Source organism: Candidatus Zixiibacteriota bacterium (assembly GCA_035574315.1).
Lineage (GTDB): Bacteria > Desulfobacterota > Binatia > UBA9968 > UBA9968 > DATLYW01.
In genome coordinates, this window is record DATLYW010000019.1 from 27535 (window position 1) to 39279 (window position 11745).

An 11745-nucleotide genomic window follows, 5' to 3' on the forward strand; every position below is an offset into this window, starting at 1 on the left:
CCGTTCCCCGCGGCCTTTACAGGGCCAGTCGCTCCCCGCAGCTCCGGCAGGTGGACAATCGCGGATCGGCCTGGATCCTCCGCGTGGCGCGCGCCACGGCGTCCGTGGGGTCGTCGAAGCGAACATCGGTGGCGTAGAGCTCCGTGCCGCAGCTTTCGCAAACCCAGACGAACCGGTCGAGCTCTTCGGGCCGCCGCTTTCTTTCGACCACCAGCGTCCACGACCCTTCGCCGCGGCGCGGCGAGTGCGGCACATTGCGCGGCAGCAGAAGCATCTCGCCCGCCTTGAGGACCGCGACCTCGGGCCGTTTCCCGTTCTCCAGGTGATGGAGATTCAGTTCTCCTTCGAGCTGGTAGAAGATCTCGTCTCCGGGGTTGATGTGGAAGTCTTTCCGCCGGTTGGGACCGCGGGTGACGAAGGCGATGAAGTCGGAATCTTGCCAGATGACCCGGCGCTGTCCCCAGTCGCCCCGGTTCTCGTCGATCCAGCGCTGCAAATGAAACGCTTGCAGGTGAGGAAACATACCGCCTCCCTGGACGCCGGTTGCGCCGCCTGTATTGTATAGATTCCGATGCCCCTCAGAATCAAACGGGCCCGGCTTTGCCGCCTGCCGGCGTTGAGCTTGCCGCAGGGGCGGGTGGGGCTCATCTCCGACACCCACGGCCTGCTCCGCCCGGAGGCGGTCGCGGCACTGCAGGGTTCGGAGCTGATCATTCACGCGGGCGATATCGGCGGCCCGGGCGTTCTCGAGGGGCTCCGGCGGCTCTGTCCCGTCGCGGCGGTCCGCGGCAACAACGACCGCGGGGCTTGGGCGCGCGGCCTTCCCCTCGGCCTGGAGCTGCGCATCAACGATTTCGTTTGTTACGTCGTCCACGATCTGCGCGGCCTCGGCGCCCCGCCCGAGCCCCCGGCCGTGGTGATAAGCGGTCACTCGCACCGGCCGAAGGTGGAGAAATCGCCGGGCGCGCTCTTCGTCAACCCGGGGAGCGCCGGTCCACGCCGCTTCAAGCTCCCGGTCACGGTCGCCCGCCTGACGCTCGGCCGCGGTTCGGCCGGAGCCGAAATCGTCGAGATTCTCTGAAGCGTGTCCCGCGCCGACTTCGGGTTGACATCGAAGGTCGGTCACGGTAGAAAAGAGCTGGTCCTTTTAAACCGATCCCGCGAGGTCGGTAAAGGCACACGATGAACTTTTGTCGGGGAAATATGACACAGGCCTCTTCCGTCCGGAGGAGGCCTTTTTTTATGGCTTGACGTGGCAGCCGAGAAGCAGATTCTCCTCGAGAAGGAAGATCTCGCCAGGACCGTGGCGCGGATGGCGCACGAGATCGTCGAGCGCACCGCGGGAGCGGCTCCGGTTCTGATCGGCATCCGCTCGCGCGGCGTTCACCTGGCGCGTCGCCTGGCCCGCAAGATCGCGGAGTTCGGCAGGGCGGCCCCGGCCGTCGGAGCGATCGACATCACGCGCTTCCGCGACGACGGCGCTGCAACCGACGAGCCGGCGCTCCTCTCGCCGCGTGAGATCCCCGTCGCGGTCGACGACCGGACCGTGGTGCTCGTCGACGACGTCATCTATCGCGGCCGCACCATCCGGGCGGCGATGCAGGCGGTGGCGCGTTTCGGCAACCCCGCCCGCGTGCTGCTCGCGGTGCTGATCGATCGCGGCGCACGCGAGCTTCCGATCCGTGCGGACATCGTCGGCCGCAACCTCGAAGCCGACGACGCCCGGCGGATCACGGTCTTGTTGGAAGAATCGGACGGCGTCGACCAGGTAGTGCTCACCGACTGGCCGCCGCGCGTCCAACAACCTTAGGAGCCGATTGTCGTGCGCAGCCTGGTGTCGATTGCCGACCTCGGGAACGATGAGATCGAAGCGATCTTCGAGCTCGCGGACGACGCGCCCGCCCTGGTGCGCGAGCGCCCCGCCGCCGGCAGGATCATGGCGACGTTGTTCTACGAGCCGAGCACCCGGACCCGGCTTTCTTTCGAATCGGCGATGCAGCGCCTCGGCGGTTCGGTCGTCAGCTGCTCCGACATGCGGTCGTCCTCGGCGGCCAAGGGCGAGAGCATCGCCGACACCGCCAGGGTGGTATCGAGCTACGCCGATGTACTGGTCGTCCGCCACTACTGGGACGGCGCCGCCCAGGCGATGGCGGAGCACGCGGAGATTCCGCTGATCAACGCCGGCGACGGCAGCCACGAGCATCCCACGCAGACGCTCTGCGACCTCTATACGCTCAGGCGGGAGAAGGGCGGGCTTAAGGGGCTCACGGTGGTGGTCTGCGGCGACTTGAAGCACGGCCGGACGATTCACTCCCTGGTTTACGCGCTGGCCCGCTTCGGGGCCAACGTGGTGGCGCTGGCCGCGGCCGGCATGGAGCTTCCGGCTTTCGTGCTCGAGCGGCTCGAGAGAGAGTTCGGGTACGCGCCCGCGCCCCTCGCCTCCGACGATTTGCGGTCGGTGGTGAGCGAGACCGACGCCCTCTATCTCACGCCGCGCCAGCCGCACCGGCTCGCGCTGCTCACCGATCTCGACGCCGAGATCCAGCGCCGGCTGACCGGTATGGTCTCGGAGCTGCGCTACGACGCTTTCTACATGACGCGCAAGCAAAAGGAACGGCTCGGCGCCGAGAACGGCGGCGGCAGCTATCCGACGATCGGCTCGAGCTTTCTCGACTCGGAGCGCTTCAGGGACACGGTCGTCATGCATCCGCTGCCCCGCGTCGACGAGCTCTCGCCCGAGCTCGACCGCGACCGCCGCGGGGTCTATTTCAAGCAGGCGGCCTACGGCGTTCCGGTGCGCATGGCCCTGCTCAAATTTATCCTGGGCGGGGAAGGCCGCGGGGCGGCCCCTGGGCCCTCGGTTCCCGTCTACGAGACACCCGAGCGGCTCGGACCGTCATGCCCGAACCCCAACTGCGTCACGGTCCGGGAGCCGGCTTCCACCCGGCACCGTTTCGGCCTGGTCTCCGGGGGGCCGGGGGGCGTCTTGATTCTTCGCTGCTTCTACTGCGATCACCCCTTCAAGGTCAGGCTCGTGGGCCACGCGCCGTCGAGGAAGTACTGCGCCTACGACATCGCGCTGGCGCCGCTCCTCAAGCGCTGGCTCGGCAGGCGCGAGCTGGTAGTGTTCGACTCGGTCAAGCAGGCCGAAGAGCTCGGGTACGAGCCTTACCGCTGCGGGCCCGAGCGCGTCGTGATGGACGAGGGCGAGATCGAGGCGGCGTTGCTCCGCCTGAGCGAGGAGATCCTGCGCGACACCGCGGAGCCGGAGCGCCTGTTCATCCTCGGCATCCGGAGCGGCGGCGCCTGGCTCGCGCGCCGCATCGCCGTGCGCATGGAGCTGGAACGAAAACGAAAGCTCGAGGTCGGAGAGATCGAGATCTACGGCGAGAGCGACGAAATCCGCCGCGTCGCGCCCGCCGACGCCGAGCTGGGTCCGGTCAATTTGCGCGACCGCGACGTGGTCCTCGTCGACGACGTGATCCATACCGGCCGGACCGCAAACCACGCCCTGAGCGTTCTCTTCCGATCGGGCCGCCCGAAATCCGTGCGCCTGGCGGTGCTCGTCGACCGCGGCCGGCGTCAGGTGCCGCTCAAGCCCAACTACGTCGGCAAGCACCTCCCCACCTCGGACCAGGAGCGGGTTCGCGTCAGGCTGCGCGAGCAGGAGCCGCAAAGCGCCGACAAGGTGACGCTCTACGCCGCCGAGGGCCCGGGCGAGGAGGTGCAGGAAATCGCATGAGCACGAAAACGGCGATTCTGGCGCTGGCCGACGGCCGGGTCTACCGGGGAACCGCTTTCGGCGCGGAAGGGGAGGCGGTGGGCGAGGTGGTCTTCAACACGAGCATGACCGGCTATCAGGAGATCCTCACCGACCCTTCCTACGAGGGACAGCTCGTCGCCATGACCTACCCGCAGATCGGCAACGTGGGCGTCAACCCGGAGGACGTGGAGTCGCGCAAACCGTTCGTGAAAGGGTTTATCGTCCGCGAATACACCGCGACGCCGAGCAACTGGCGCGCGGCCCAGCCGCTGCACGAGTACATGCGCGCCCACGGGATCGTCGGCATCCAGGGGATCGACACGCGCGCGCTGGTGCGCCACCTGCGCGACCACGGTACGCAGGAGGGTGTGATCTCGAGCGTCGAGCAGGACCCCGAGCGGCTCGTCGCCAGGGCCAAGGCATCGCCGGGCCTGATCGGGCGCGACCTCGTCGCCGCGGTCACCTGCGGCGAGCCCTACGACTGGAACGAGGGGCTGTGGGCGCCGGGGCGCGGTTATCGCCGGCGGGAGCCGGCCGAGGCCGGCCGCCGCAGGAAAAAAGACGATTTCTCGTCGCCGCGTTTTTTCGTGGTGGCGTACGACTACGGCATCAAGTTCAACATCCTGCGCCACCTGGCCGAGTCGGGCTGCCGGGTCCGTGTCGTGCCCGCTCCGACCCCGGCCGAGGACGTTCTGGCCCTCGACCCTGACGGAATCTTTCTCTCCAACGGGCCGGGCGATCCCGACGCGGTGCCGTACGCGAAGGAGAACGTCCGCAGGCTCCTGGGGCGAAAGCCGATCTTCGGCATCTGTCTGGGGCATCAGATCCTCGGCCTCGCGCTGGGGGGCCGCACCTACAAGCTCAAGTTCGGCCACCACGGGGGCAATCAGCCGGTCATGGACCTCACGACGCGCAAGGTCGAGATCACCGCACAGAACCACGGCTTCGCCGTGGATGCCGAATCGCTCAAAGGATCGGCCGAGGTGACCCACCTCAACCTCAACGATCACACGGTCGAGGGGCTCGCCCACCGCGAGCTGCCGATCTTTTCCGTCCAGTATCATCCGGAATCGTCGCCCGGCCCCCACGACGCCGGTTATCTCTTCCGTCGGTTCGTCGAGATGATGCGGAAGCATCGAGGCTGAGCCGCCCATGCCCAAGCGCACCGACATCCGCACCATCCTGCTGATCGGCTCGGGACCGATCGTGATCGGCCAGGCCTGTGAGTTCGACTACTCCGGCACCCAGGCGCTCAAGGCGCTGAAGGAAGAGGGGTACCGGACGATCCTGGTGAACTCCAACCCGGCGACGATCATGACCGACCCCGACTTCGCCGACCGCACCTACATCGAGCCGATCACGACCGAGGTCGTGGAGAAGATCATCGAGAAGGAGCGGCCGGATGCTCTGCTTCCGACCCTGGGCGGCCAGACCGCCCTCAACCTCGCCATCGACCTCGCTGACCGGGGAGTGCTCGAGCGCTACGGCGTCGAGATGATCGGCGCCCGCGCGGAGTCCATCAAGAAGGCCGAGGACCGCGACCTCTTCAAGGAGGCCATGCGCCGCGCCGGGCTCGACCTGCCGCGCAGCGGCTACGCGCGCAGCCTGCGCGACGCCCTGCGGATCCAGAAACGGCTCAAGTTCCCCGTCATCATCCGCGCCTCGCGCACGCTCGGCGGCAGCGGCGGCAACTTCGCCTACGGTCCGGACGACTTCAAGGAAGTCGTGCAGCACGGCCTCGACATCTCGCCGGTCCACGAGGTCCTGATCGAGGAGTCGGTGCTGGGCTGGAAGGAGTTCGAGCTGGAGGTGATGCGCGACCACAAGGACAACGTGGTGATCGTCTGCTCGATCGAGAACTTCGACCCGATGGGCGTCCACACCGGCGACTCGATCACCGTCGCCCCGGCCCAGACGCTGACCGACAAGGAGTACCAGGCGATGCGCGACGCCGCCGCGCGCGTGATCCGGGAGATCGGCGTCGATACCGGTGGCTCCAACATCCAGTTCGCGGTCAACCCGCGGGACGGCCGGATGGTGGTCATCGAAATGAACCCGCGGGTCTCCCGCAGCTCCGCGCTCGCCAGCAAGGCGACCGGCTTTCCCATCGCGAAGATCGCCGCCAAGCTTGCCGTCGGCTACACGCTCGACGAGATCCCGAACGACATCACGCGCGAAACGCCCGCGTGCTTCGAGCCGACGATCGACTACGTCGTGGTCAAGATACCGCGCTTCACCTTCGAGAAGTTTCCGCAGGCCAAGGATCTCCTGACGCCGCAAATGAAGTCGGTGGGCGAGGCGATGGCGATCGGCCGGACCTTCAAGGAGGCGCTGCAAAAGGCGATGCGCTCGCTGGAGGTCGGCTCGTGCGGCTTCGAGTCGAAGCTCGATCCCGGCGGAGAGCCCGCGCCGGCCGCGCTGGAACGGGTCCGCGAGAAGCTCAGGAACCCCAACGCGCAGCGCCTCTGGTACATCGGCGACGCGTTTCGCCTCGGCATGCCGCTCGAGGAGATCCACCGGCTCACGGCCATCGATCCGTGGTTCCTGGCCAAGATCGAGGAGATCGTGCGGCAGGAGCCCGAGATCGAGGCGTTCCGCGGGCGCCTCGAGGAAGTCCCGGCGGCGCAGCTTCGCGCCTGGAAGCAGCACGGTTTCGCCGACGAGCGCATCGCCCGCCTCGCGGGCGCCGCGGAAGCCGAGGTCCGCCGCCTGCGCAAGGCGCGCGGCGTGGAGGCGATCTTCAGCTCCGTGGACACCTGCGGCGCCGAGTTCCGGGCGTTCACCCCCTATCTCTACTCCACCTACGACGGCGAGGACGAATCGAACCCGTCGCCGCGACGCAAGATCATGATCCTCGGCGGCGGCCCGAACCGCATCGGGCAGGGGATCGAATTCGACTATTGTTGCGTTCACGCCGCCTTCGCCCTGAAGGAAGAGGGCTTCGAGACGATCATGGTCAACTGCAACCCCGAGACGGTGAGCACCGACTACGATACCTCGGACAAGCTCTATTTCGAGCCGCTGACGCTCGAGGAGGTGCTGAACATCGCCGACCGGGAGAAGCCCGACGGCGTGATCGTCCAGTTCGGCGGCCAGACGCCGCTCAAGCTCGCCCTGCCGCTGGAGCGCGCGGGAGTGACCATCATCGGCACCTGTCCCGACAGCATCGACCTCGCCGAGGACCGCCAGCGCTTCAAGGAGCTGCTCGAGCGCCTGCGGATCGAGCAGCCGCGAAACGGCCTGGCGCGCTCCTACGACGAGGCCTTCCGCATCGCCGAGGAGCTGGGCTATCCGGTGCTGGTGCGCCCCTCCTACGTGCTCGGCGGGCGCGCCATGGAGATCGTCTACGACGGCGGCTCGCTGCGCCACTACATGACGCACGCGGTCTCCGCCTCGCCCGAGCATCCGGTCCTGATCGACAAGTTCCTCGACGACGCGGTCGAGATCGACGTCGACGCCGTCGCCGACGGCGACGATGTGGTCATCGGGGGAATCATGGAGCACATCGAGCGGGCGGGAGTCCATTCCGGCGACAGCGCCTGCAGCCTCCCGCCGAAGTCGATCTCCGACGGGATCCAGGACGAGATCCGCCGCCACACCGCCGCACTGGCCAAGGCGCTCGACGTGCGCGGTCTCATGAACGTCCAGTTCGCGGTTCAGGGGGAACGCGTGTACGTCCTCGAGGTCAATCCACGCGCTTCGCGCACCGTGCCCTTCGTGAGCAAGGCCACCGGCGTCCCGCTGGCGAAGATCGCCGCCCGCGTGATGGTCGGCCGCAAGCTTCGCGACCTGGGCCTTCGTGCCGAGGTGCGGCCCCGCTACGTCTCGGTCAAGGAGGCGGTCTTTCCGTTCAACAAGTTTCCGGGCGTCGACACCCTGCTCGGGCCGGAGATGAAATCGACCGGCGAGGTCATGGGCATCGACCGCTCCTTCGGCATCGCCTTCGCCAAGGCGCAGCTCGGGGGCGGGATGCGGCTGCCGACGCGCGGCAACGTTTTTATCAGTGTGCGGGACGAGGACAAACCGGCCGTCGCCGGGGCGGCGGCCAGGCTGCACCGCGCCGGCTTCACGATCGTGGCGACGCGCGGAACCGCGGCCTACCTGCGCGACCGCGGCATCCCGGCCGAGACCGTCAACAAGGTTCAGGAGGGAAGCCCGCACATCGCCGACCGCATCCGCAACGGGGAGATCGCCATGGTGATCAACACGCCCACCGACGCCTACTCCCAGGCGGATTCGTACTACCTCCGCCGCTGCGCCCTCGACTATCAGGTGCCGTACTACACCACGACGGCGGGCGCGGCGGCCGCCGCCGAGGGGATCGAGTTTCTCAGGCAACGCGAGTTCGAGGTGCGGGCACTGCAGGACTATGAGGGTCTCCGGTAGCCCGACCCCCAACGCGGGCCGGAAAAGAGCGAAGAACGATCCGGCCGATCCCGCCGAGACGGCGACGCGGCAGCTGAGAGAGCTTCAGACACCCCTCCGCTTCATCCGCGGCGTCGGTCCGACCCGGGCGGAACAACTCGGCAGGCTCGGGCTGAAATCGGTTGAGGATCTCCTCTATCACCTTCCGTTTCGCTACGAGGACCGAAGGCTCGTCAAACGCTGCCGGGACGCCGTCCCCGGAGAAACCGCGACGTTCGTCGGCCGCCTGGCCGGGCTGCGCAAGCGCTTCGATCCGCGCCGGCGAGCCCAGCTGATCAGCGCCGCGCTCGTCGACGACAGCGGCGCGGTCTCGCTCTTCTGGTATCGGGCGCCCGCGTACCTGGCCGCCGCGCTCGCCGAGGGCCGACGCCTTGCGGTCCACGGCCGCGTGGAGCAGGGGCCAGGGGGCGAAAAGCGCCTGGTCCATCCCGAGTTCGAAGCGCTCGACGAGGGCGCGGACGAGCCGCTCGAAAGAATCGTGCCCGTGTACGTCCGGCCCGGAGGCGTCGCGCTCAATTTGATGCGCAGGTGGGTGGCGCGGGCGCTCGCCGATTACGGCGACCGCCTGCCGGATAGCCTGCCGCCGGCGACCCTGGAGCGCCGCGGCCTTCTCGCCGTCCGGGACGCGCTGGCGCGGCTTCACCGGCCCGACCGCGATGCGGACGCCGATGAGCTGAACCGGTTCTCGTCGCGGGCGCACCGTTCCGTGGTTTTCGACGAGCTGCTTTACCTCCAGCTCGGCCTCGGCCTGCGAAAACGCCTCAGGCGGACCGGGGACGCGGTGCCACTCGGAAAACCCGCAAGATCGTACGCCGCTGAAATGCGCCGCCTGCTTCCTTTCCGTCTCACGGTGGCGCAGGAGCGCGTGCTGTCGGAGATCGACCGGGATCTCCAGGCTTCGCACCCGATGCAGAGGCTCGTGCAGGGGGACGTCGGCTCGGGAAAGACGATGGTCGCCTGGCTCGCGTCCCTGCGCGTCATGGAACGAGGCGCCCAGGCGGTCTGGCTCGCTCCCACCGAGCTGCTCGCGGAGCAGCATTTCCGGAACCTCCGCCCGTTCGCCGAAGCGCTGGGACTGCGCGCCGCGCTCGTGACCGGAGGTCTTCGAGGCGCGGAGCGCGCGCGGCTCCTCGGCGCTGTGGAACGAGGCGAGATTCCCTTCGTCGTCGGAACCCACGCGATCATCCAGGAAGGGGTGCGGGCGGCGCGCATGGGCTTGGGCGTCATCGACGAGCAGCACCGTTTCGGCGTGCTCCAGCGGCTCTCGCTTCGCAAGCTCGCCGGCGACGCCGGATCGCTTTCCGCCCCCGAGCCGCACCTGCTGCTGATGAGCGCCACGCCCATCCCCCGCAGCCTGGCGATGGTGCTGTACGGCGACATGGATGTTTCCTTTCTCGACCAGATGCCGCCCGGGCGCCGCCCGGTGCTCACGGAGGTCTTCGGCGAGGAGCAGCGCCGCGCCGTTTACGAGGCGATTGTCGAGGAGCTGCGCCGAGGCCACCAGGCTTTCGTCGTCTATCCGCTGGTCGAGGCGTCCGACCGGCTGGCCGACGTTCGCGATGCGACGCGAATGGCCGAGCGTATGCGCGCCGGCGCCTTCCGGGGCTTCCGCGTCGGCCTCCTTCACGGCCGGATGTCCCCGGAAGAGCGCGACGCGGTCATGCGCTCCTTTCGCGACGGAACGTTGCAGTTGCTGGTCTGCACGACCGTTGTCGAGGTGGGGATCGACGTCCCGAACGCGACCGTGATGGTCGTCGAGCACGCCGACCGCTTCGGGCTGTCGCAGCTCCACCAGCTGCGCGGCCGCGTCGGACGGGGCGGGGCACCCGGGCGCTGCCTCCTCATCAACCGGGCGCCGGGAAACCCTGCGGCCGAGCGGCGTCTCAAGGTGATGGAAACCGAGCACGACGGCTTCAAGATCGCCGAGGCGGACCTCGCGCTACGCGGTCCCGGGGAATGGCTGGGGACGCGCCAGTCGGGGCAGGGCGACTTCCGCACGGTCAACCTCGTGCGCGACGCCCGGTTGCTGCTCGAGGCCAGGGAAGAAGCGGAGATCCTGCTCGCGGCCGATCCCGGGCTCGAAAAGCCGGAGTCGGCCGCGATACGGGCGATCCTGATGCACCGTTGGGGGCGGCGGCTCGAGCTGGGTGCGGCCGGGTGACGTCGGTTTGCGCGAGCCGATTTGCTTCGCGTCCGACGATAGCTTATAAATTCCTCAATTGAAGTCCTGGCACCCGCGCAGATCCGTTCGGGCAGCGGGCGCTCGGGCACCGCACAGGAGTTTATCCGGGAAAGGAAAGGTCAGGACCAGGTGGAGTTCCAGCGTATCAAGAGGCTTCCGCCGTACGTCTTCAGCATTATCGACGGCCTTAAAATGGAAGCACGCCGCCGGGGTGAAGACATCGTCGACTTCGGCATGGGCAATCCCGACTCGGCCACGCCGCCGCACGTGGTCGCCAAGCTGGTGGAGGCCGCGAGCAAGCCGCAAAACCACCGCTACTCGGTCTCCCGCGGGATCTACAAGCTGCGCGCCGCGATCTCGGACTGGTACCGGCGCCGCTATCAGGTCGAGGTCGATCCGGACACGGAAGCGATCGTCACGATCGGCGCCAAGGAAGGCCTCTCCCACCTGGCCTGGGCCATTATCGACTCGGGCGACGTGGTGCTCTGCCCGAGCCCGACCTATCCGATCCACCAGTACGCGGTGGTGCTCGCCGGCGGGGATTTGCGCTGCATCCCCCTCACCACCGGGGAGACCTTCCTCGGGCTTCTCGAGGAGGCGGTCAAGCAGACCTGGCCGAAGCCGAAGCTCTTGATCATCAGTTTTCCGCACAATCCGACCACGGAGGTGGTGGAGCTGGATTTTTTCGAGCGGGTCGTGCGCTTCGCCCAGGAGCACGAAATGCTGGTGATCCACGATCTCGCGTACGCGGACCTCACGTTCGACGGCTATCGGGCGCCGAGCTTTCTCCAGGCCCCCGGCGCCAAGGATCTGGGCGTGGAATTTTTCTCGCTCTCGAAAAGCTACAACATGCCGGGCTGGCGCGTGGGCTTTGCGGTCGGCAACCGCGACATCATCCACGCGCTCGCGCGGATCAAGAGCTATCTCGACTACGGCATTTTCCAGCCCATCCAGATCGCCGCCATTCACGCGCTCAACGGCCCCCAGGATTGCGTGGAGAGCATCCGGGCGATGTATCAGAAGCGGCGCGACTGCCTGGTGGACGGCCTCGACCGGGCCGGCTGGAAGATCAAGAGGCCCAAGGGAACGATGTTCGTCTGGGCGGAGATCCCCGAGCAGGCGAAGCCGATGGGCTCGGTCGAGTTTTCCAAGTTTCTTCTCCAGGAGGCGAAGGTGGCGGTCTCCCCGGGGATCGGCTTCGGCCAGTACGGCGACCAGTTCGTGCGCTTCGCCCTGATCGAAAACGAGCATCGCACGAAGCAGGCGGTCCGCAACATCCGGCGGGCGCTGGGAAAGCTCCTCGACTGATGCCGGGGCGCCGAGCGCTTTCGCCGGCGCCGCTGCCTTTCAACATCGTCCGCGCGAGAAGACTAGC

8 protein-coding genes are annotated in these 11745 nt (G+C 67.8%); 7 read left to right on the top strand and 1 reads right to left on the bottom strand.

The window, feature by feature from the left end; genetic code table 11:
* Window positions 1-16: 16 nt before the first annotated feature.
* Complete coding sequence (gene nbaC / locus VNN77_05730) at window positions 17-523, bottom strand: 3-hydroxyanthranilate 3,4-dioxygenase (protein ID HXG50895.1); 507 nt, start codon at window positions 521-523, stop codon at window positions 17-19.
* Window positions 524-571: 48 nt separating this feature from the next.
* Between nbaC and VNN77_05735 the strand changes: the two genes are divergently transcribed.
* The 7 genes from VNN77_05735 (at window position 572) to alaC (ending at window position 11678) form a co-directional block, all read left to right on the top strand.
* The gene (locus VNN77_05735; protein ID HXG50896.1) at window positions 572-1081 is read left to right on the top strand and encodes a metallophosphoesterase family protein; all 510 of its coding nucleotides are present in this window, start codon (window positions 572-574) and stop codon (window positions 1079-1081) included.
* A 171-nt stretch (window positions 1082-1252) separates the two neighbouring features.
* Window positions 1253-1810 carry a bifunctional pyr operon transcriptional regulator/uracil phosphoribosyltransferase PyrR gene (pyrR, locus tag VNN77_05740; protein ID HXG50897.1) on the top strand — a complete coding sequence of 186 codons (558 nt, stop codon included), beginning with the start codon at window positions 1253-1255 and terminating at the stop codon, window positions 1808-1810.
* A 12-nt stretch (window positions 1811-1822) separates the two neighbouring features.
* Window positions 1823-3742: a bifunctional pyr operon transcriptional regulator/uracil phosphoribosyltransferase PyrR gene (pyrR, locus tag VNN77_05745; GenBank protein HXG50898.1), complete on the top strand. Its 1920-nt coding sequence runs from the start codon at window positions 1823-1825 to the stop codon at window positions 3740-3742.
* A complete protein-coding gene (gene carA / locus VNN77_05750) occupies window positions 3739-4908 on the top strand; it encodes a glutamine-hydrolyzing carbamoyl-phosphate synthase small subunit (GenBank protein HXG50899.1) in 1170 nt (389 codons plus the stop codon). Before pyrR (VNN77_05745) ends, carA begins: the two co-directional genes overlap by 4 nt.
* 7 nt (window positions 4909-4915) lie before the next feature.
* Window positions 4916-8149: a carbamoyl-phosphate synthase large subunit gene (carB, locus tag VNN77_05755; GenBank protein ID HXG50900.1), complete on the top strand. Its 3234-nt coding sequence runs from the start codon at window positions 4916-4918 to the stop codon at window positions 8147-8149.
* Window positions 8133-10349: an ATP-dependent DNA helicase RecG gene (gene recG / locus VNN77_05760; GenBank protein ID HXG50901.1), complete on the top strand. Its 2217-nt coding sequence runs from the start codon at window positions 8133-8135 to the stop codon at window positions 10347-10349. The genes carB and recG overlap by 17 nt, the downstream gene beginning before the upstream one ends.
* A gap of 150 nt (window positions 10350-10499) precedes the next feature.
* Window positions 10500-11678, top strand: a complete 1179-nt coding sequence (alaC, locus tag VNN77_05765; GenBank protein HXG50902.1) for an alanine transaminase — start codon at window positions 10500-10502, stop codon at window positions 11676-11678.
* Window positions 11679-11745 lie beyond the last annotated feature (67 nt).

Excerpts from the sequence above, each read along its gene's own strand:
- nbaC (HXG50895.1), bottom strand. The coding sequence starts at position 523 with ATGTTTCCTCACCTGCAAGCGTTTCATTTGCAGCGCTGGATCGACGAG.
- VNN77_05735 (HXG50896.1), top strand. The coding sequence starts at position 572 with ATGCCCCTCAGAATCAAACGGGCCCGGCTTTGCCGCCTGCCGGCGTTG.
- carA (HXG50899.1), top strand. The coding sequence starts at position 3,739 with ATGAGCACGAAAACGGCGATTCTGGCGCTGGCCGACGGCCGGGTCTAC.
- carB (HXG50900.1), top strand. The coding sequence starts at position 4,916 with ATGCCCAAGCGCACCGACATCCGCACCATCCTGCTGATCGGCTCGGGA.
- recG (HXG50901.1), top strand. The coding sequence starts at position 8,133 with ATGAGGGTCTCCGGTAGCCCGACCCCCAACGCGGGCCGGAAAAGAGCG.